The sequence below is a fragment of the Pannonibacter indicus genome (assembly GCF_001418225.1).
GTDB lineage: Bacteria > Pseudomonadota > Alphaproteobacteria > Rhizobiales > Stappiaceae > Pannonibacter > Pannonibacter indicus.
Genome location: NZ_LIPT01000001.1, coordinates 97,120 through 118,865 on the forward strand (window position 1 = coordinate 97,120; position 21,746 = coordinate 118,865).

The 21,746-nt window shown below is 64.0% G+C and carries 16 protein-coding genes; 9 read left to right on the forward strand and 7 right to left on the reverse strand.

Annotated elements, in window-relative coordinates; all coding sequences use genetic code 11:
* Window positions 1-227 precede the first annotated feature (227 nt).
* The 7 genes from ASC48_RS00455 to ASC48_RS00485 all read left to right on the forward strand — a co-directional run bounded on the left by ASC48_RS00455 (window position 228) and on the right by ASC48_RS00485 (window position 7,389).
* Window positions 228-1,073 (forward strand): AAA family ATPase, encoded by an 846-nt coding sequence (locus tag ASC48_RS00455; RefSeq protein WP_055453881.1) that lies wholly within the window; start codon window positions 228-230, stop codon window positions 1,071-1,073.
* 37 nt (window positions 1,074-1,110) lie between these two features.
* Window positions 1,111-1,650, forward strand: a complete 540-nt coding sequence (locus ASC48_RS00460; RefSeq protein ID WP_167345101.1) for a hypothetical protein — start codon at window positions 1,111-1,113, stop codon at window positions 1,648-1,650.
* A gap of 88 nt (window positions 1,651-1,738) precedes the next feature.
* Complete coding sequence (locus tag ASC48_RS00465) at window positions 1,739-2,257, forward strand: SixA phosphatase family protein (protein ID WP_055453883.1); 519 nt, start codon at window positions 1,739-1,741, stop codon at window positions 2,255-2,257.
* 69 nt (window positions 2,258-2,326) lie between these two features.
* Window positions 2,327-3,850, forward strand: coding sequence for a YcjX family GTP-binding protein (locus tag ASC48_RS00470; protein ID WP_055453884.1), 1,524 nt, complete (start codon window positions 2,327-2,329; stop codon window positions 3,848-3,850).
* Window positions 3,847-4,884, forward strand: coding sequence for a YcjF family protein (locus ASC48_RS00475; RefSeq protein WP_055453885.1), 1,038 nt, complete (start codon window positions 3,847-3,849; stop codon window positions 4,882-4,884). Before ASC48_RS00470 ends, ASC48_RS00475 begins: the two co-directional genes overlap by 4 nt.
* A gap of 115 nt (window positions 4,885-4,999) precedes the next feature.
* The gene (gene ppk2 / locus ASC48_RS00480; RefSeq protein WP_055453886.1) at window positions 5,000-6,103 is read left to right on the forward strand and encodes a polyphosphate kinase 2; all 1,104 of its coding nucleotides are present in this window, start codon (window positions 5,000-5,002) and stop codon (window positions 6,101-6,103) included.
* Between the two features lie 110 nt (window positions 6,104-6,213).
* Window positions 6,214-7,389, forward strand: coding sequence for a vWA domain-containing protein (locus ASC48_RS00485; RefSeq protein WP_055453887.1), 1,176 nt, complete (start codon window positions 6,214-6,216; stop codon window positions 7,387-7,389).
* 47 nt (window positions 7,390-7,436) lie between these two features.
* Here the strand turns inward: ASC48_RS00485 and ASC48_RS00490 are convergent, their stop codons facing one another.
* Entirely contained in the window at window positions 7,437-7,868 is a 432-nt protein-coding gene (locus ASC48_RS00490; RefSeq protein WP_019964534.1) for a universal stress protein, read from the reverse strand.
* Between the two features lie 302 nt (window positions 7,869-8,170).
* On the opposite strand from ASC48_RS00490, the gene ASC48_RS00495 reads away from it, so the two are divergent.
* Window positions 8,171-9,367 (forward strand): MFS transporter, encoded by a 1,197-nt coding sequence (locus ASC48_RS00495; protein WP_055454282.1) that lies wholly within the window; start codon window positions 8,171-8,173, stop codon window positions 9,365-9,367.
* A gap of 237 nt (window positions 9,368-9,604) precedes the next feature.
* Here the strand turns inward: ASC48_RS00495 and ASC48_RS00500 are convergent, their stop codons facing one another.
* Entirely contained in the window at window positions 9,605-9,925 is a 321-nt protein-coding gene (locus tag ASC48_RS00500; protein ID WP_026355705.1) for a 2Fe-2S iron-sulfur cluster-binding protein, read from the reverse strand.
* A 96-nt stretch (window positions 9,926-10,021) separates the two neighbouring features.
* On the reverse strand, window positions 10,022-10,393 hold the full coding sequence (locus tag ASC48_RS00505; RefSeq protein WP_055453888.1) for an Hpt domain-containing protein: 372 nt from the start codon (window positions 10,391-10,393) through the stop codon (window positions 10,022-10,024).
* 850 nt (window positions 10,394-11,243) lie between these two features.
* Between ASC48_RS00505 and ASC48_RS00515 the strand changes: the two genes are divergently transcribed.
* Window positions 11,244-16,943 carry an apolipoprotein A-IV repeat region-like domain-containing protein gene (locus ASC48_RS00515; RefSeq protein WP_055453890.1) on the forward strand — a complete coding sequence of 1,900 codons (5,700 nt, stop codon included), beginning with the start codon at window positions 11,244-11,246 and terminating at the stop codon, window positions 16,941-16,943.
* Window positions 16,944-17,302: 359 nt separating this feature from the next.
* Here the strand turns inward: ASC48_RS00515 and ASC48_RS00520 are convergent, their stop codons facing one another.
* The 4 genes from ASC48_RS00520 to ASC48_RS00535 form a co-directional block, all read right to left on the reverse strand.
* Window positions 17,303-17,917: an ABC-type transport auxiliary lipoprotein family protein gene (locus ASC48_RS00520; RefSeq protein WP_055453891.1), complete on the reverse strand. Its 615-nt coding sequence runs from the start codon at window positions 17,915-17,917 to the stop codon at window positions 17,303-17,305.
* A gap of 115 nt (window positions 17,918-18,032) precedes the next feature.
* A complete protein-coding gene (locus tag ASC48_RS00525) occupies window positions 18,033-19,685 on the reverse strand; it encodes an MlaD family protein (RefSeq protein ID WP_055453892.1) in 1,653 nt (550 codons plus the stop codon).
* Window positions 19,686-19,695: 10 nt separating this feature from the next.
* A complete protein-coding gene (locus ASC48_RS00530) occupies window positions 19,696-20,496 on the reverse strand; it encodes an ABC transporter ATP-binding protein (RefSeq protein WP_208975478.1) in 801 nt (266 codons plus the stop codon).
* Window positions 20,497-20,504: 8 nt separating this feature from the next.
* Complete coding sequence (locus ASC48_RS00535; protein ID WP_141658835.1) at window positions 20,505-21,593, reverse strand: ABC transporter permease; 1,089 nt, start codon at window positions 21,591-21,593, stop codon at window positions 20,505-20,507.
* Between the last annotated feature and the right edge of the window lie 153 nt (window positions 21,594-21,746).

Here is a 21,746-nt window from a genome sequence, read left to right on the forward strand (position 1 = left end):
CTGACTTGGCAAAGGCCGTGCCATTTCCAACCAGGATCATAAGCAACTGTTTTTGTTTCATATTTTTTCTGATCACTATTTCCGGAATAGAAAGTCACCGGAACTTTCCTGCCGGTGAGGGAAGAAACTGCCGGGCGCAACCGGCAATTCCGTCCCTGCCCGGCAAGGCTTGCATGGGGACGGGCGCCCCCCTACTCTGCCCGCAAGAGTCAGTTTGCGAGGCACGCATGCGCTTTGAGGGAACACGGGATTACATCGCCACGGACGACCTGCGGGTCGCGGTCAATGCGGCGGTGGCGCTGGAGCGGCCGCTGCTGGTGAAGGGGGAACCGGGTACGGGCAAGACCGTTCTCGCCCATGAAGTCGCCAGAGCTCTTGGTGCGCCGCTGCTGGAATGGCACGTCAAGTCCACCACCAAGGCGCAGCAAGGCCTTTATGAGTATGACGCCGTCTCCCGCCTGCGCGACAGCCAGCTGGGCGATGAGCGGGTGCGCGACATCCGCAATTACATCCGCAAGGGTAAGCTCTGGGAAGCCTTCGAAAGCCCGGTGAAGCCGGTGCTGCTGATCGACGAGATCGACAAGGCCGACATCGAGTTCCCCAATGATCTCCTGCAGGAGCTCGACCGGATGGAGTTCTTCGTCTACGAGACCGGCGAATTGGTAAAGGCCCGCCAGCGGCCCGTGGTGATCATCACCTCCAACAACGAGAAGGATCTGCCGGACGCCTTCCTGCGCCGCTGCTTCTTCCACTACATCCGCTTCCCGGACCGGGAGACCATGGCGGAAATCGTTGCCGTGCATTTCCCTGGCCTCAAGGACAAGCTGCTGCGCGAGGCGCTGAACCTCTTCTATGACATCCGCGACGTGGCGGGCTTGAAGAAGAAGCCCTCGACCTCCGAGCTGATCGACTGGATCAAGCTGCTGCTCAACGAGGATATCGATGCTGACGCTCTGCGCGAGCGCGACCCGCGCAAGCTTGTCCCGCCGCTGCATGGCGCCCTGCTCAAGAACGAGCAGGACGTGCATCTGTTCGAGCGGCTGGCCTTCATGGCCCGGCGGGAGCAGCGCTGAGATGACCTTCAGGGCGGCTCTGACGAGATGGCACCGCGTGGCGGCAATTTCTGCCGCGCTGGCTTTTGGCTGCACCGCCGCCCTGCCTGCCTCTGCCCAGACCGCGGCACCATCCGTGCAGAACGAATACGAAGCCGGGTGGATCAACGACGCTCAGGGCATGCGCCACTTCACCGGTTTCCGGTGCCCCAACGAAGTGGGCGGGCTGACCCGTTCCAAGGTGATGCCCACCGTGAACAGCCGCGTCGCCAGCTGCATTTATGTGGACGAAACGGGTGGCATTCAAGTTGTGGTCAGCGCCTTTCAGCAAGGCACGGCACGGCGCGAGGCAGGCAAGTTCAAAACCGGGTATCAGGCGGCTGGCTACAAGGAGCTTGCGCTCTCCGGCATTGCCGCCAGCGGCATCACCTTCACCACGGGCGGCAACCAGAACCGCATGCTGTGTGAAACCCTGTGGCCCATGTCCGGCAAAAATGCCGACTACACCGTCTGGATCCATTACTCCCTGCCCTTCCACGAGCAAGCCGTCGAGCCCGCCTTCAATGCGGTGGTGGAGATGCTGAAGGCGCAGAACTGATTTCCTGCGTGCAACCACAGGGCTGCCTTGCCAGAGGGCGCCGCACCCCTCAGGATGGCTGCGGCAAATGCCAACCGGAGACACGCCCTTGCCGCGACTGCTGCTTCTGCGCCATGCCAAATCTGACTGGAGCACATCGGGGCTTCATGATCATGACCGCCCGCTCAATGCGCGGGGCGAGGATGCCGCACGGCGGATGGCGCGCTGGATTGCGGAGGAAGGCCTCAAGCCGGATCTCATTCTCTGCTCCACCGCCCTGCGCACCCGCATGACGCTGGCCGCATTGCTGCCCGTACTAGGCCACGAGATGGAAATCCGCCTGACGCGGCGCATCTATGAGGCCAGCGAGAGCGATTACATCAGCTTCCTGCGGGATGAGGGCGGCGAGGCGGAAACCCTGATGCTGATCGCCCACAATCCGGCCACCCATGACACGGTCCGCGAGCTGGCCATTCCCGGCTCCGGCGTTGGCTGGACGGCACTGGAAACCAAGTTCCCGACCGGCGCCCTCGCGGTGCTGGAAAGCCCTTCCCCCTCCTGGTCCGGGCTGCTGCCGCTGAGCTGCACGCTGCAGCATTTCATCCAGCCGCGCCTTCTGCCGGAGTGATCCGCTCTCCGGCGCATTTGCGCAAGGGATCCGGCCTTCCCATATGAAAGCCGGAGACACAGGACAGACATGAAACTCTCTTCCCTTGCCGATGAGGCGCTGCTGGCGCTGGAGAACCTGGCCGAAAGCGCATCCGGTCTTGGCGTGCCCACCTTGCGGCTGGGCGTCACCGGCCTTGCGCGGGCCGGCAAGACCGTGTTCATCACCGCCCTCGTCCATAATCTGCTGCATGGCGGGCGCCTGCCGCTGTTCGATGCCGCTGCCGGGCGGCGCATCACGCGCGTGTCGCTGCAGCCGCAGCCGGACGATGCCGTGCCGCGCTTCGACTACGAGGCGCATGTGGACGCACTGGTGAAGGAGCGGATCTGGCCCCAGTCCACCCGGCAGGTGTCGGAACTGCGGCTCACCATCGAATATGAATCGGCCTCCCTCCTCACCCGCAAGCTCGGGCGCGGCAAGCTGCATCTCGACATCATCGACTATCCCGGAGAATGGCTGCTGGACCTGCCGCTGCTCACAAAGGACTACCGCCAGTTCAGTGCCGAAGCGATGACGCTGGCCCGCTCGCCCGCGCGTGCGTCCTTGGCCTTGCCTTATCTCTCGGAGCTGGCACGGCACGACCCGGCAGCCCCTGAAAGCGAAGCGGATGCGCGGGCGCTGGCCAGGGCCTTTACCGCCTATCTCGCCGGTTGCCGGGCAGAAGAACACGCCCTCTCCATGCTGCCGCCGGGCCGCTTCCTGATGCCGGGCGATCTTGACGGCTCACCCGCCCTCACCTTCGCCCCGCTGGCCCTGCCGGAGAGCGGCACAGCACCCGCAGGCTCGCTGTGGGCCATGATGGAACGCCGCTACGAGGCCTACCGCAAGCATGTGGTGCGGCCCTTCTTCCGCGAGCACTTCGCCCGGCTCGACCGGCAGATCGTGCTGGTGGATGCGCTGCAGGCACTGAACGCCGGACCTGACGCCCTGCGCGATCTGGAGACGGCACTGGGGCAGGTGCTCACCTCTTTCCGTCCTGGCAAGGCAAGCTGGCTGGCCTCGATCCTCACCCGCCGGATCGACCGCATCCTCTTTGCCGCCACCAAGGCCGACCACCTGCACCGGGACGATCACGACCGGCTGGAAGCCATCCTGAAACGGCTGGTGACGCGGGGCATCAAGCATGCCGAATTCAGTGGCGCCGAGGTGGATGTGCTGGCACTCGCCGCCGTCCGTGCGACCCGCGAAGCCACCGTGCGCCATGCAGGCGAAGAGCTTCCGGCCATCCTTGGCACGCCGCTTCCGGGCGAGCACGTCAACGGCGACAGCTTCGATGGAAAAACCGAAATCGCCATGTTTCCCGGTGACTTACCATCAGATCCGGAATCACTTTTCCAATCGCTTGAATCAAATTCTGCGAGAGTTCAGAGCCTTGAATCTGAATCAGAACGTGAAGCACATGCACGCCTTGATTCTTCACACGAAGACGGCCTGCGCTTCGTGCGCTTCCGCCCGCCGCATCTGGAGCGGACCGCCGAAGGGCTGACGCTGTCCCTGCCCCACATCCGGCTGGACCGGGCGCTCAACTTCCTGATCGGAGACCGCATCGCATGAGCGAGGAGACCCGCAAGCCCCGCCGCCCCACGGCCTTCCGCCTTGATGACGAGCGGGTGCGCTTTGACGACGGTTCGCTCGGCGCGCCCTTGCGCAACGAAGCGCGCATCGTGCCCAGCGGTGAGCCGGAGGAAGATGCCCTTCTGCCCGCCGAACCACGCTCCGCCCCCTTGCGCTTTGGCCGCTGGCTGGCGGGTGGCCTTCTCGGCCTTGCCATGCTGGCCCTCGGCCTCTCGGTGGATGCGCTGATCCGTGACCTCTTCGCGCGCACGGACTGGCTGGGCTGGATGGGCCTTGCCCTCACCGTGCTGGCTTTTCTCGGTTTCCTCGGACTGGCGGTACGGGAGGTCTTCGGCCTGATGCGCCTGTCCCGCATCACCCACCTGCGGCAGGCGCTGGCGGACGCAGCAGAGGCAGATGACGCCAAGGCTGCCCGCGCCGCGCTGACGGATCTGATCGAACTCTACAAGGATAGGCCGGAGACAGCCCGTGGCCGCGCCGCCCTGAAGGCGCATATGGCCGAAGTCATTGACGGGCGCGACCTGGTGGTGCTGGCCGAACGCGAGATCCTGGCCCCGCTGGATGCCGCTGCACGACGCATCGTCAGCGACAGCGCCAAGCGCGTCTCCGTCATCACCGCCGTCAGCCCGCGGGCCGCGCTTGATCTGGTGGTCGTGCTGTCGGAAAACATCCGCATCATCCGCCGTCTCTCGGCGCTTTATGGCGGGCGTCCGGGCACGGCCGGTTTCCTGCGCCTTGCCCGGCAGGTGGGTGCACATCTGGCCGTCACCGGCGGCATGGCGGCGGGCGACAGCCTCGTCTCGCAGGTGCTCGGACATGGCCTTGCCGCCAAGCTCTCGGCACGGCTGGGCGAAGGCGTCATCAACGGCCTGCTGACCGCCCGCATCGGCGTTGCGGCAACGGATGTTTGCCGCCCCGCCCCCTTCATCGGCCAGCGCGGCCCGCGCATTTCCGATTTCCTGTCCGAACTGACCCGCAGCAGCGCGGACCTGAAGGACGGCAAGGCGGAATGACCGGTTTCGCAACCTGCCTCTGAACGGCCTTGCGCTTTTCCCTTGATCCCGGTCAAGGCAGCACTTGATGTTTCTGTTAGCCTGCATCGGTTGAAATGGCTGAGGAGGCAAGCCCATGGACGATCGCACTGTAACCCGCAAGCCGCGCGGCACCCGCCCGGCACCTGCCGCGGATGCAGTTCTCCCGGTGACTGCAGACAGTGCTGAGGCCGAGGCAACGCCTTCCGGCGTTGCAGAGACACCGGCAGAAGCGGTGACGGCACCGCAGCCGGGCACCGAGCCTGTGGCAGCACCCGAAGCTGCCCTTGAACCGGCCATCGCCCCCGTTGCCGCAGCCCCGCGCAAGACGCTCGCCGAAATGCGCCATGATCCTGCGGCCATTCATGAGCTGTTTGAAAGTGGCAAATACCCCTACGCCACACCGATGCGCCGCGCCCCTTACGAGCAGCGCAAGGCAAAGCTTCAGGCCGAACTGCTGAAGGCGCAGCGCTGGATCAAGGAAACCGGCCAGCGTGTCGTCATCCTGTTCGAGGGCCGCGACGCTGCCGGCAAGGGCGGCACGATCAAGCGCTTCATGGAACACTTGAACCCGCGCGGCGCCACCGTCGTTGCCCTGCAGAAGCCGACCGAGCAGGAGGCCTCGCAATGGTATTTCCAGCGCTACATCAATCACTTGCCCTCCGGCGGTGAAATGGTTCTGTTCGACCGCTCCTGGTACAACCGTGCGGGCGTTGAACGCGTCATGGGCTTTTGCAGCGCCAGCCAGTATCTGGAATTCATGCGCCAGTGCCCGGAGATCGAGCGCATGATGGTGCGCGACGGCATCCGCCTGTTCAAATACTGGTTCTCCGTCAGCCGCGAAGAACAGCGCCGCCGCTTCATGGAGCGCCAGACCGATCCGCTGAAACAGTGGAAGCTCTCCCCCATCGACATTGCCTCGCTCGACAAGTGGGACGACTACACCGAGGCCAAGGAGGCGATGTTCTTCTACACCGACACCGCCGATGCGCCTTGGACCATCGTCAAGTCAGACGACAAGAAACGCGCCCGGCTGAATTGCATGGAGCATTTCCTCCACTCCCTACCCTATCCGGACAAGGACATCCACCTCGTTGGCGTGCCTGACCCGCTGATCGTCGGCGCCGCCCATCACGTCATCAGCCATGACACACACATTCTCGGCAAGGCATTGCACCCGGAGATGAAGCCGGCCGGATAATGCCAAGGCTTTCGATGCTGACACATCGTGCCTGGAAATTGCTCAAGCGCCGCACGGGCTATGCCAAAAGCAATCTCGACAGGCGTGATGGAGGGGCCTAACCTCCCGCCATGTTCATCACGTTCTTCTCTGAGCTGAAATGCGCCGGGGTGCCGGTTTCCTTGCGGGAATATCTCGACCTGATGCGCGCGCTGGAGCTGGATCTGGCCGGGCGGCGGGTGGAGGATTTCTATTATCTCGCCCGCGCTGCGCTGGTGAAGGACGAGAGCAATCTCGACCGCTTCGACCGGATCTTCTCCCAGGTCTTCAAGGGCCTCGACCTCCTCTCCGATGCACCGCAGGCGGAGATTCCCGAGGAATGGCTGCGCAAGCTCGCCGAAAAGCACCTCACCGAAGAGGAAAAGGCGCTGATCGAAAGCCTTGGCGGCTTCGACAAGCTGATGGAAACGCTGAAGCAGCGGCTGGAAGAGCAGAAGGAGCGCCATCAGGGCGGCAACAAGTGGATCGGCACGGCCGGCACCTCCCCCTTCGGCGCCTATGGCTACAATCCGGAAGGCATCCGCATCGGCCAGGCCGAGAGCCGCCACCGGCGCGCCGTCAAGGTCTGGGACAAGCGCGAGTTCAAGGACCTCGACGATACGGTTGAACTGGGCACCCGCAACATCAAGGTGGCGCTGAAACGCCTGCGCCGCTTCGCCCGCACGGGCGCGGCCGACGAGCTGGATCTCGACGGCACCATCCGCGCCACCGCCCACAAGGGCCTGCTCGACGTGAAGATGCGGCCCGAACGGCGCAACGCGGTGAAGGTGCTGCTGTTCTTCGACATCGGAGGCTCGATGGACGACCACATCCGCGTCTGCGAGGAACTGTTTTCCGCTGCCCGGTCAGAATTCAAGGTGATGGAGCATTTCTACTTCCACAATTGCCTCTATGAGCATGTGTGGAAGGAAAACCGCCGCCGCCATTCCGAACGTATGTCCACCATGGACGTGCTGCACAAGTACCCGGCAGACTACAAGGTGATCTTCGTCGGCGATGCCTCGATGAGCCCCTATGAAATCGCCTATCCGGGCGGGTCGGTGGAGCACTGGAACGAAGAGGCCGGCGCCGTCTGGATGCAGCGGATCACCAGCCTCTACAGCCGCGCCGCATGGCTCAACCCGGTGCCGGAAGCCCACTGGGACTACACCCATTCCATCCGCATGATGCGCGAACTGATGGGCGGGCGCATGTATCCCATGACCCTCGAAGGCCTGACGGATGCCACGCGCGATCTGGCGCGGTAGGGACGCCTTCCGGCAGATCCGGAAAACGCCCCATCACGGCTGAAACCTCACTTCTCCGGACGCAGCACCAGCACCGAGCAGGGAGCGTGGCGAACCACATGAGCGGCGTTGGAGCCGATGAGATAGGTGGCAAGGCCCGGGCGGTGGGATTCCATCACGATGAGGCCCGCCTTGATGAAGCGCGCTTCCTCGATGATCTCGTGGTAGACGCTGCCGCTGCGCACGACGCCCGAGACGCGCCCGTCCGCCAGCCCCATGCCCTTGGCCAGATCCTCCAGCATGGCACGGGTTTCGCCCATGGCCTTGCTTTCGAAATCTTCCGGCAGATAGCTGGCAATGAACCCCTGCGTCTGCGCCAGAACCGCGACGAGACGGACCTTGCTGCCATAGTCATTGGCAAAGCGTGCCGCAGCCTCCAGGGCCGGGGCGGAAAACTTCGGTTCAGCCGGATCCACCGGGACCAGAATGGTGTCGAACATGGCACGTCTCCTCTTCGCGTATCGTTGAGCCAAGAGAAGCTTGCCTCCCGGCCCGGCTTCCTGCGTTGAGAAAGATCAAGAATTTTTACGGCTTTTCGATGAAATGCTGCCCGCAGACGGCCAAACCGGGCAAGCCAGCTTATTTTGCTGAATACATGGTTCCAGCCTTTGCTGACCTTGCGCAGAAGCGCCGGATCTGTGCCTTGTAAGAGCCACTGTCGCGCCGTTGAAGACGGGCGCAAGATATCCTTCCCCTTCTGGCATGGCCGATCATGAGCTTCTTCGCGAAAACCGCAGACCCGATGACAGCAACAACTGGCTGGCGCTCGCCGCTGATGCTGCTGATGCTCATGGCCGGGGCGATGCAGCTGTCCTTTGCCGGATGGTGGAACCTCGTCAACAACTTCGCCGTGCACGAGCTGGAGTTCACCGGCCGCGAGATCGGCATCCAGCAGTCGATCCGCGAGATTCCCGGCTTTCTCGCCTTCACCGCCGTCTATCTGCTGCTGGTGATGCGCGAGCAGACGCTGGCCTATGTCTCCCTCGCCTTGCTCGGGCTCGGCGTCGCGGCCACCGGCTACTTCCCCTCAGCCATGGGCTTCTACCTGACAACCTTCATCATGTCGGTGGGCTTTCATTATTATGAGACCATGGCCCAGTCCCTGTCGCTGCAATGGCTGCCCAAGGCGACGGCGGCAGCGGGCATGGGCAAGATCCTGGCCGTGGGTGCTTCCGCCCAGTTGATCGCCTATTCGCTGATCCTCGCCGGCTGGAAGGCGTTTGATCTCAGCTTCACCACCGTCTTTCTCATCTCCGGTCTCACCACCTTCGTGGCTCTGGCTGCACTGCTCATCATCTTCCCGCGGTTCCGGGAAGGTGTGCCCCAGCACAAGAAGCTGGTGCTGCGCAAGCGCTACTGGCTCTATTACGCCCTCACCTTCATGGCCGGCGCGCGGCGGCAGATCTTCACGGTCTTTGCCGGTTTCCTGATGGTCGAGCGCTTCGGCTATGATGTGCATGAGGTGGCCGGTCTTTTCCTGATCAACGGCCTCATCAACATGCTGATTGCCCCGAAGATCGGATCGATGATCGTGCGCATTGGCGAGCGCCGGTCGCTGGCCATCGAATATTCCGGCCTCTTCTGCGTCTTCGTGGGATATGCCTTCGTCACCAACGCCCATGCGGCGGCGGCGCTATATGTGATCGACCACATGTTCTTCGCCATCGCCATCGCCATGCGCACCTATTTCCAGAAGATCGCTGACCCGGCCGACATCGCTCCCACCGCAGGCGTTGCCTTTACCATCAACCACATCGCCGCGGTTTTCATTCCGGCGGTGTTCGGCCTGCTCTGGCTGGTATCTCCGGCGGCGGTGTTTCTGGCGGGCGCCGCCATGGCGCTCACCAGCCTCGCCCTCTCCCGCCTCATTCCGCTCAACCCGGATGCTGGCAACGAAGTGGACCTCCCCTGGCGGCGCACGCTGCGCCCGGCGGAGTGAGGGCTGCTTGAGGCTTGGAGCTGGTCAGGCAGCAAAACCGCTCCCCCTCCATCGTCATCCCGGATCGCGCGGAGCGCGTCCGGATGACGATGAAAAGGCTGAAGGACATAAACAAAACGGCAGGCCTCAGGCCTGCCGCAGCATCCCTGTTTCCGGGCAGGCCTCAGGCCTGCCGCAGCATCCCTGTTTCCGGGCAGGCCTCAGGCCTGCCGCAGCATCCCTGTTTCCGGGCAAGCCTCAGGCCTGCCGCTCCGGCACATGCACCACGATGCCGTCCAGCTCATCGCTCATCTTGATCTGGCAGGACAGGCGCGAGTTGGGCTTCACGTCATACGCGAAATCCAGCATGTCCTCTTCCATCGGGTCCGGGGAACCGGCGCGGGCGGACCACTCCTCGTCCACATAGACATGGCACGTGGCGCAGGCGCAGGCGCCGCCGCATTCGGCTTCAATGCCGGGGACCATGTGCTTGATGGCGCTTTCCATGACGGTGGCGCCGCTTGAGGCCTCCACATCATGGCGGGCACCGTCAGCGGTGATGAATGTGATTTTCGGCATGATGATCGCGTCCATCCTGCGGGGGGAAGATTGATCCACACGACATATAGGTTCGGACGCAAAGGTCAAGAACCGCATACGCGGCAGAAGGGCAGATCAGCCCTCGATCAGTTCGCGGATGAAATCATTCGTCTCGCCCACGAGGCTGACGAGCGTCAGGAAGGCAGGGGAACTCCCCTCCCGCAGCTCCTCTTCCACCGTGTCGCAGACATCGGCAAGGCGCAGCGCCCCAATGCCGCGCGCCGACCCCTTGAGACTGTGCACCAGATCGGCCTGGTGCTGGCGGTCATCGGCGGCGGAGAGTTCGCTGACAAGCGTCTTCGAGCGGGCAAGGAAAAGCTTGAGAACCTCCTGCTGGAGTTCCCGGTTGCCAAGGGTGTTCGTTGCAAGCTGCGCAAGATCGATCGGGGCATGCCCCCCGTGACGGACAAAGCGGTCCGTGCTGCCCTTGCTGGCCATATTCGCCATCCCAGCCACCCCGTTACTCATGAACACAGGCCGGGGCCCGGCCCGGCTTTCTCAGGTTCTGTTACCCGAATGAATGCCCGCCTGTCCGCAAAGGTGAGGTTAAGATCCCCAGCTCAAACCGTTGCCAATCCGCCTCTCCGAGCAACAAAGTGAATCTTTGGTTAACGCACATAAAGGAATTTTAGATATTGGTGCAGGCAAGCCTCCTCCAGCCCGCCCTCCGGACGCGCAGCTGCCGTGAAATGGCAGGCGCTGCCGCCCTGCAGGGGCTATTTCCCGGAAGCGGCGAGAACGGCCTTGCGTCCTGCCTCCGTCAGACGGCAGACGAGCCAGTCCGGCTTGATTGGGTTGGAAAACCAAGGCTCTGCCCAGCCTGCAGCCATGCAGGCGCGGATCGTGGCAGGGGGAATGGTGCGCCCCTCATCGTCAAAAAGCGGAAGTTTTCCACCGGCCTGCGTCAAGCCTCTGGCAAGCCACTTGAGCTGTGCGGCAGAGGGCTTTTTCGCACCTGCTGCCTCAGGTCCGGCGCTATCTGCCGGCCCGACTGAGGACGACCTTACGTTGCGTTGTCTCATGGTTTCACCACCTCTGGCAGGCTGACTCACAATGGCGTTTCTTGTTCCTTAACGCAGATTGTGCCATTACGTTGTGTGATGCGGCAAGATGGGGAAAAGGCCGCCTGACTCAGCGTCAGGCAGCCGATGCGGCGGCACCCTGTCCTGCCATGTCCAAGCGGCGGACGGTTTCTGCGTCAGAATCGAGGCGGAGGCAGACCCGGAACGGCGCGGGAAAAAGTGCTCGGTGGCTCAGGCCTCCGATTTGTAATGAGTTCGGATGTGAGGCGATCCAGATGGCAAATCCCCCGAAGGTGAAAGACCCGGCGGAAGCGGCACTGTCGGCAGTGGAAGAGGCGCTGAAGCTCGACTTCGGCGGCCCCGCAACGGCAGCAGGCAGCGAAGACGGGGCCCGTGCGGCCCTTGGCGAAGCGGCACGCGCGGAAAGACCGGGCGGCGGATCTGCTGATGCAGCAGACAGCACGGCGTCCAGCGAAGGGCGCCGGGGCCGGGGACGCGGCGGACGCCCGCCTGCGGCCAATGACGACCGCCGCACCATCGGCAACCTGATCTTCGCCCTGCAGCGCCGGCCGTCGGCTGCCCCCTTCTGGGTGGCGCTGGTGCTGAGCGTGGTCTGGGGCGTCATCGGGTCGATCCTCACCATCTCCAGCTTCGGCACGCAGATCGAAGCCCTGTCCAGCGGCGCGGGCCTTTCCGCAGCCCCCGGACTGGTGCTTGCCGGCGTTGCCATCGCCGTACCGGTCCTGTTCTTCTGGGTCATGGCCATGATGATCTGGCGTGCGCAGGAAATGCGCATCGTCGCCCGTGGCATGACGGAAGTGGCCCTGCGCCTCGCAGAGCCGGAAGACATGGCCAAGGAATCGGTTCTGTCGGTCGGTCAGGCCATCCGCCGCGAAGTCGCTGCGATGGGCGACGGCATTGAGCGGGCCATTGCCCGCGCCAGCGAGCTGGAAGTCCTCGTCCATAACGAAGTCTCCTCGCTCGAGCGCTCCTACAACGACAATGAGCTGAAGATCCGCGCCCTCATCGAGGAACTGGTCAGCCAGCGCGAGGCCATCCTCGCCAATGCCGACCGGGTGCGCGATTCCATTTCCGGCGCTCACGAGAGCTTTGCCGGCCAGCTGTCCGCCACATCGGAAGAAATCGCCCGCACGGTCGAGACGGCCACCTCCCGTCTGGTGAGCGCCGTGGAAGACCGCATCAACGAGCTGACCAGCTCCGTCGACAGCCGCATCGACGCGCTCAGCTCCTCGCTCAATGCCTCCGGTTCCGAACTGGTCGACGCCCTCACCGACCGCGCCGGGGACTATGTGGCCCGCCTCACCTCTTCGGGCAGCGAACTGGTCGACAACCTGTCGCGCACCGGCAACGACATGTGGGAGACGCTGACCACCCGCGGCAAGGAGGTCAACGACCGCTTTGCCGAGACGGCCAGAAACTTCGTCGAGACGCTGGATGTGCGCGGCGGCGAAATCACCACCACCCTCACCCTGCGCACGCAGGAATTCACCGAGGCGCTGGAGCGCACCGGTAATTCCGTCGGCGAGACCATTGCCCTGCGTGGTGACGAGATCAACGCAACCCTGTCCCTCACCTCGGGCCGCCTGATCGACACCATCTCCGCCCGCACCGAGGAGCTGATCACCACCGTCGACACCCGCGTATCGCAGCTGGATGCTTCGCTGAGCGACACCGGCGAGCGTGTGGTCAGCAGCATCACCGAGCGTGGCCAGGCCGTTACCGACGCCATCTCCATCAAGGGCGCCGAGATCGTCGAAACCCTCGCAGAGCGCAGCTCCGAGGTCGCCGAGATCCTGCGCGGCACCGGCGAGTCCATCGTTGTGGACCTGTCCCTGCGCGGCGGCGAAATCGCCTCCAAGCTCGATGCAACCTCCTCCAGCCTCGCCGAGACCATCACCGGCCGCGGCGGCGATCTGGCGGACCGCCTTGGCTCCATCAGCGAGCGCATCGAGACGGCCATCACCGTGCATGGCGCCGAACTCGACACCCGTCTTGGCGCACGCGGCACCGAAATGGCCCTGCTCATCGAGAGCCAGACCATCGGCTTCCGCGAGACGCTGCAGGCAGCTTCCTCGGAAATCTCCAGCTCGCTCGGCCAGCGCACAACGGAACTTGCCCAGAAGCTGGCCGAAACCGGCACCGAACTCGCACGCCTCATCGGCACCCGCGGCGAGCGCGTCAGCGCCGACATCAGCTCCGTCGGCGACCGCATCGCCGAGACCATGGAACTGCGCGGCCAGGCCCTGCAGGAAGGTCTTGCAGCCCACCTCACCGAGCTGGAAAAGATCGTCACCGAGCGCGGTTCGCAGCTGGTCGAAAGCTTCGACAGCCGTTCCACCGTGTTGGCGCAGACGCTCGACAGCCGTCTGGAAACCCTCGACCAGACCTTCGAGCACCGCGTTGGCGGGCTCGATCTGGCACTCGACAGCCGCATCAGCCGCATCGACCAGACCTTCGACGCACGCATCGGCAGGCTGGAGACGACCCTCAGCGACAACATCAACCGCTTTGACCAGACCTTCGAAGCCCGGGCCAGCAGCCTTGACGCTGCCCTCGACAGCCGCCTTGGCCGTCTGGACCAGACCTTCGACAGCCGCATCACCACGCTGGACACGGCGCTGGGTGACAGCATCACCCGTCTGGACCAGACCTTCGAAATCCGCGCCAGCGGCCTTGATGCCTCGCTCGACAGCCGCATCAACAGCCTGGATCTAACGCTGGAGCAGCGCACGGCTGCCTTCGAGGCAGCGCTGGAAACCCGCACGGTCATGCTGTCCGACGCGATCAGCACCCGCACGGAACTGCTCAGCGAAACGCTGGAACAGAAGTCGCGCACCATTGCCGACGTTCTGGCCGACCGCTCCGATGCGATCACCTTCGAGCTGGCACGGCGCGTGGAAACGGCTGGCGAATCCCTCGCCGACAAGGCCGACACCGTGGGCCGCCTCATCGGCGAGCGCGTGGACCAGGCCGCCGAAGCCATCTCCGAGAAGGCCGATCATCTCGCCCAGAGCATGATTGCCGGCACCGAGCGGATCGACCAGACCCTCGACAGCCGCGCCCGCCAGATCAGCGAAACCCTGATTGCCCGCACCCGCGAAATCGCCAAGGCCTTCGTCGATGGCCAGACCGAGATGGCGCAGGCACTCGACAGCCGCCTGGACGAGGCAGGCTCCGTCCTGGCCCGCCAGAGCGCGGAACTGACCGAGTCCCTCTCCGAGCGGATTGCGGAAATCAACGTGTCGCTGGGCGCCAAGGTGTTCGAAGTGGCAGAAACCCTCGACAGCCGCGCCAGCCAGCTGGAATCGGTGCTCACCGACCGCCTGTCCTCCATCACCGGCACCCTGTCGTCGGAGACCGAGCGCGCCCGTCTGGTTCTGACCGAAGCCATGCAGGATGCCACCTCGACGCTAAGCGGCGAGAGCACCCGTGTCCGCGAGATGGTGCTCGACGCCGTCACGCAGGCCGCTTCCGCTCTCTCCGAAGAGCGCAGCCGCACCGTCGAGACGGTCAGCACGACCTTCTCCGACGTCACCGGCAAGCTTTCGGGTGAAGGCGACCGCCTGCGCCAGCTGGTGCTGGGCGCCGTGGGCGAGGCACGCGGCGTGCTGGTGGGCGAAAGCCAGAAGGCAGCCGAAACCGTTACCAGCGCAATGGCACTGGCCACCGGTTCTCTGTCGGGCGAAGGCGAACGCATCCGTGACATGGTTCTGACCGCAGTGGGCGAAGTGCGCGGTGTGCTGGAAGGCGAAAGCCAGAAGGCAGCCGAGAGCGTCACCGGCGCAATGACCGCTGCCACTGGCGCTCTCTCCGGCGAAGGCGAGCGCATCCGCAACATGGTGCTCAGCGCCGTTGCAGAAGCGGCCCGTTCCATGGCCGTGGAAAGCGAGAAGGCCCGCACGCTCTACGTCAGCACACTGGCCGAATTCTCCGGTTCGCTCACCGGCGAAAGCGACAAGGTGCGCGGCGATCTCGCCCGCACGATTGCGGAAATCTCCGGCAACCTCAACGCCGAGAGCGAGCATGCCCGCGTCACCCTCACCCGCACCGTGGAAGAGATGCGCAATCTCATCTCCGGCGAGGCGGATTCGGTGCGCAGCCGCGTCAGCGGCGCCGTGCAGCAGGCCGCCGAGCTGCTGTCGCAGCGCGGCCATGCCGTTGCACAGGAAATGCTCGAAAAGGCTGCGGCCCTCAACGAGGCCTTCTCCTCGCAGAGCGCCGAGTTCAGCAAGCTCGTGGGTGAGGACGGCAACCATCTGGTCGCCGCGATCGAAACCCGCGCCAATGAACTCACCAGCCGAGTGTCCGAGATCCACCGCGCCATCCTCGACGCCATCTCCGTCAAGGGCCGCGATGTCACCGAGAGCTTCGCACAGCGCGGCCTCGAGGCGACCCGTTCGCTGGTGGAAGCAGGCGACCGCATCCTCAACGGCCTCGACGAGCGCAGCAACCGTGCCGTCCACGTGCTGGAAGAGACCAAGCTGCGCCTGGAAGCCGACGTTTCGGCCATCCTGGACCGCCTCGACCAGTCGAACAGCATGCTGCATCAGGTGATGGCCGATGCCGGGCAGAACCTGTCGGACGTGGAAACGAACCTGGCCCGCCGCGCCAGCGAGTTCCGCTCCGCCGTGGACCGTGCCGTCGCAGAGACCAGCTCCTCCACCAGCCTCATCGATGGTCAGGTCGGCGCGCTGCGGGATATCTCGGCCACGGTTCTGGCCGACATCAAGGCCCTGTCGACCCGCTTCGACCAGCAAAGCCAGGATCTCATCAGCGCAGCCCGTCACCTCGAGGAGACGAACCGTCTGGTCGAGGGCCGTGTGGCCGAGCGCAAGACCGCCATTGAACAGGTGGCCGACACGCTGCTGGCCAAGACCGAAACGGTCGACACGCTGATGCGCACCTTCACGAGCACGCTGACGGAAACGCTGGACTCGGCCGATGACCGGGCCCGCGAAGCCGCCGCCATGCTCTCGGCCGCTGCCGAAGCCGCCTCGCGTCAGGTGGCCGAGCAGTTCGAATCCATGCGCCTGACCGCAGGCATGGAAGGTCAGCGCGCCCGCGATGCCATCCGCGCCGTGCAGGACGAGATCATGAAGGAAATGAGCCGCACCGTAACGGAAGCGCAGGAGCGGTTCGGTGAAGCGGCAAACCGCATGCGTGACGTTGCCCGCGAGGTCCATCGCGAGCTGGAAGCAACCCGTCAGGAGCTGAAGCAGGGCGTTCTCAACCTGCCGGAAGAGGCGGAGGAATCTTCTGCCGCCCTGCGCAAGGTCGTCAACGAGCAGATCCGCGCACTCAGCGAGCTTTCAGACATCGTTGCCCGCCAGTCCAACGCGCTGGATATCTCCCGCCCGCAAGAGCGTGCCGTTGCAGCCAGCGCAGCCCCGGCTGCCAGCTACAGCGCCTCGAGCCGTCCGGCCGCTCCTGCCCCGCGCAGCGAGCCCGAACCGCGGCCCGAGCAGCGCATCGCCGCAACCCGGCGCCCGGCAGCAGCCCCTGCTCCCGAGCAGACGCCGGAAGCCGGAAGCGGCAAGGGCTGGGTAAGCGATCTGCTGCGCCGCGCCTCGCGTGACGAGGATGGCGGCAAGGCTACCCGCACGCCGCTGCACATGGTCGAAAGCCTGAACTCGCTGTCCATGGACATCGCCCGGGCCATCGACCATGAGACCTTCATCGACCTGTGGGACCGCTACAAGCGCGGTGAACGGCATGTCTTCACGCGCCGTCTCTACACTCTGCAGGGTCAGCAGACCTTTGATGAGATCCGCCAGAAATACGGCCGCGATCCGGAATTCCGCACGGCGGTTGACCGGTACATCGCCGATTTCGAACAGCTCCTCACCCAGGTCTCGCGCAATGACCGTGACAACATGCTGGGTCAGACCTATCTGACCTCGGACACGGGCAAGGTCTACACAATGCTGGCCCACGCCAGCGGCCGTCTGGACTGAACCAGTCTGACCTGATCAAGAAAAGCCCGCCAGAGCGATCTGGCGGGCTTTTTGTTCAGGGCCTATGAGCACCAAGACACAGCAGAACGGTGAGGTTGAGGTCCGGCGCAAAGGCTTGCTGCGGCCAGGGGCCTGCCGCCGGGCAACAGACAATTTCATCTTCTCTGCAAACGAGTAGGCCCCGGCCCGCGCTGCGCTTGGCCGGGGTCACTTCAGACCAAGGCTCTGAGATGCTTACGCATCACGCCTTGAAAATGCTCAAACTCCGCACAGGCTTGAGCAACTCCCGATGAGCCAAGCTCATCGGGAGTTGGTATCAGTGCCGGTTACCAGTGCCCTGCCTCAGGCCCCGGCGCAGGTCAGACCTTGGAAATGACCCAGGCCGCCAGTTCGGTGAAGACCTGCCCTGCGGCGGTGTTCATGGCGCGCACGGCCTGATCGGCAGACTGGCCGCCGGAGGCCACCTCGGCGCGGAAGACCGTGCTGTCCACAGTCCGGCCGTTGCGGTCGTTCACGAGCCGGGCTGCAATCTCAACGACACCGCGCGCATTGCCGGCGATATTCAGTTCAAAGGAGCGGATCTCGGTCTGGAGCTGATAATCGATCAGCAGGCCATCCCCCGGCATGCCGACTCCGCGCAGGCGGCGGGTGTTCTCCAGCGTCCGGACGATTCCGGTCTGCACCACATTGCCAAGCTGATCGGCCCAGGCGGCCTGCGGGAAATAGGTGTAGACCGGCCCCTGCTGCACCACCGCAATGTTGCTGCTGTCGAGCGCCTGCAGCGCCTTCGGCACGGCGACCAGCACCTGCACGGGCTTGCGTGCCCCTTCTGCAGTGGCAGCCGCCGGAGCCTCAATGCCATAGAGCGCATTGGGAGCTGTGGAGGCACAGGCAGACAGGCCGACCGCCAGGGTTCCAAGCGCCAGAATCGTCAATGTGCGGCGGCGGTTGATCAGCGTTACAGCGTCGGTCATGCCCTTCGTCTTCCCGGCCTGTGCCGTTCCTTGCCAGGCCGCAGCGCCTCAACGCCATGGCCCTGTTTCGTCAGTGCTTCATCGGTCAAACTGCCCGGAAAGGCAGAAGCCGGTCTCAGCGCCGCTGCCCGCCATTGAACCGCGGCACATCGTCCCCGCCAAAGATCACCCGGTTCGGCGCACGGTCGAAGTTCTCGATCGCCCGCTGCAGGGTAATGAAGGTGCGGTTGACCTGCCCCAGCGTCGCGGCCAGATCAGCCGATCCCTGTGAAGCGAACCTCGACAGGCCGTCGGCGATACCGCCCGCACGGCTTTCAAAGGCCTCCGCCACCTTGCGGATGGCCGTCATCGCCTTCGTCGCCTCGGTGATCAGGCCTTCGCCGTCGCCATCTACCATGGTGTTCACCTTGTCCATCAACACGTCCAGTTTCTGAGACGAGGTGTTGAGGTTGGCGGCAACCGTCTTTGCGTCCGTGATGATCTGGTTCACATCGTCTGTGCGAGCGGAAAGGTCAGCCGACATGCGCTCCACATTGGTGGCTGCGTTGCGCGCCGAGTCGATCGTCTCGGCAATGGCGTTGCCCTGCCCGGCAATGGCGCTGACCGTCCGGTCCACCGCATCGACAATCGAGGATATGCGCGCCGGATCGATCGCGGCGACCACCTCACCGGTGTCATCTACCGTCTTGATCAGGCCGGTGAGCAGCCTTTGCGCATCCCCGATCAGCGTGACAATATCGTCCTCGCGGCTGCGGATCGTCTGGGCCAGCTGATCCACGTGCGCCATCGTGCTGGTCGTGCTGCGGATCAGGCCGTCAATGTCGGACGAGCGGTTGGAAAGCACATCGCCAAGGCTCGCAGCGCCTGCCACCACGCGCTGCACCTCTTCCGGCTTCACCGCATTGACCACCGCCTCGACCTGCGTGAGCGAGGAGTTCATGCGCTCGGTAAACTGCTGCACATTGGCCACGGCGGAGCTGGCATCGCCCATGATCTGGCGGATTTCGGGCCCTGCGGCCTTCAGGGAATCCGAGAACTCGGTGATATTGACCACAAGTTCCTCAACCTTGTCATCCGGCACGGCAGCCAGGATACGTTCCCCCTGCATCACCAGCCCTTCCAGCTTGCCGGACAGCGAACTGAAGGCAACCGTGGCCTCGCCGAGGGAGGCCATGAAGTCCTTCACGCCATCGGAGTTCTGGGCGAGCGCAGCAGAGAATGTCTCGACATTGCGCATGGTGGAGGCGATGACCGGCTGGTTTTCGCGCAGCACATCGTTGATGGCTTCCAGCGTGGTATCCGCCTTGCGCAACACATCGCGGCCATTCTCCAGCACGTCATCGAAGAAGGAGCGGTCGGCATAGATCACCGGTTCCTTGCCTTCGTTCAGCGCATCCAGAAGAAGGCCGGTACCGGTCGTGCCCCCCTTCAGATCCACATAGGCAACGCCGGTGAGGCCCTGGAAGCCGAGCGTGGCCCGCACGTCCTTGCGCAAGGGGGCGTTGGGAGAGACACGGATTGTGGCAATGACGATGCGCGGATCGCGCGGATCAAAGTCGAGTGCCGAAACATCGCCGACCTTGATGCCGTTGAACAGCACCTGCCCGCCGACGGGCAAGCCGGTCACGGCGCCCGGGAAGACAACCTTCACATTGATGCTCTTGCCGGAATCGGCAGCAGCCGCCAGCCAATAGATGAACAGGAATGCCGCGACGAGAATGCCGAGAACGAAGCCGCCGATCATCACGTAATTTGCACGGGTTTCCATCAGTTGCCTTTCAAACCCTGCGCAGGGCGCGTTCGCCCCGGAAGTAGGATTTCACCCAAGGGTGCTCGCTCTTCATCATTTCATCCACTGTGCCGGCCAGCAGAACCCGCTTCTCGCCCAGAACCGCAATACGGTCGCAGATCGAGTGCAGGCTATCAAGGTCATGTGTCACCATATAAACGGTCAGACCCAGGGTTTCACGCAACTTGGCGATCAAACCGTCGAAGGCCGCAGCGCCAATCGGATCAAGGCCCGAGGTCGGCTCGTCGAGAAACACCAGATCGGGATCCAGTGACAGCGCACGGGCAAGGCTGGCACGCTTGACCATGCCGCCGGAGAGCTCGGATGGATATTTATCCGCCGCATCGCGCGGGAGGCCCACCAGCTCCAGCTTCAGAAAGGCGAATTCATCCATCAGACGCTGCGAAAGCCCGAGATATTCGCGCATCGGCACCTGGATGTTCTGCTTGACCGTCAGCGAGGAGAACAGCGCGCCCTGCTGGAACAGGACGCCCCAGCGCCGCTCGATCCAGTTGCGCTCGTCCGGAGTGGCGCTGTCGAGGTCCTGGCCGAACACGGAAATTCGGCCAGCGCGCCGCGGGGTAAGGCCGAGAATGGCCCGCATCAGCACCGACTTGCCGGTCCCCGACCCGCCGACGAACCCCAGCACCTCACCCCGGTAGACATCAAGATCCAGCTTGTCGAGGATGATCTTCTTGCCGAAGCCGACCGTAACGCCGCGCGCAGACAAGAGAACCTCCCGCTCCCGCGCAGGCTGAACCGTCTCATCCAGGGCGTCAGCAGTGCTCATCATGGCCCTTATACGTTGATGGCTGCAAAGAAGATGGCAAAAAGACCATCAACGACGATGACAAGGAAGATTGCCTTCACGACAGACATCGTGGTGTGGCGGCCAAGGGAGTCGGCCGAACCGCCAACCTTCAGACCTTCCACGCAGGCAATGAGGCCGATGATCAAAGCCATGAACGGAGCCTTGACCATGCCAACGATGAAGGTCTGAACGGTGATCGCCTCTTCCAGACGGCTCAGGTAGGCCGCTGGCGGAATCTCCAGATACCACCAGGTCACGAGCCCGGAGCCAGTCAGTGCAGCCAGATCGGAGACGAAGGTCAGCACGGGCATGGCCGCCATCAGCGCCAGAAGACGCGGGAGGATGAGCACCTCCGTCACATTGAGGCCAATGACGTGGAGAGCGTCGATTTCCTCCTGCATTTTCATGGATCCGAGTTCTGCCGTAAAGGCGGAGCCCGAACGGCCGGCCACCATGATGGCAGTCAGCAGAACGCCGATCTCGCGCAGGACCAGCACACCAGCCAGATCGACGACAAAGAGGTCTGCGCCAAATTGCCGCAAATAGAACCCGCCCTGCTGGGCGATGATGACACCGATCAGGAAGCTCATCAGCGCAACAATCGGCACGGCCCCGATGCAGGACTTTTCGAATTGCACCGCAATGGCAATGCCGCGCAGGCGCTTGGGCTGAAACAGAACCGTGGCGACAACCGTGCTGAGCGAGCCCAGGATGTGCAGCATGGCTATGAAATCCTGCCATGCCTCAACCACCGACTTGCCGGTCGCTTCCATCAGATTGATCAGCATGCCCTGCCGCGGCTCATGGCTGGGCGGTGGCGGATGGTGGGCATCCACCTCGTTCAAGAGGATCTGCTGCTCCGGCCGCAGCCCTTCGACGCGCACACGCGTGCCTGAAAACTCGATACGCCCGCGCAGCCTGTGAATCAGCCAGGCGCCCGCCGTGTCCAGAGCGCGCAGGCCGGACAAATCCAGCACGATCTCGACCTGCCCCTGCTCGCTGACAAGACCTTCCACGATCGCCTCGGCTTCCATGGCCGTGCGGATCACCCAGTCACCGGACAGGGCAACGGTCACGGCCTGTCCGTCATGGGTGGCCGTGCATCTGGGAGCGAGCAGTTGAACCTGTAATGTCATGCGTGCTGACGCAACCCCTTGCCGCTTCGAAGGACTAACCCCTATACCTGAGAGTAAGGCAGGCCGTCCAGACGCGCGGCCGGTGACAATCAA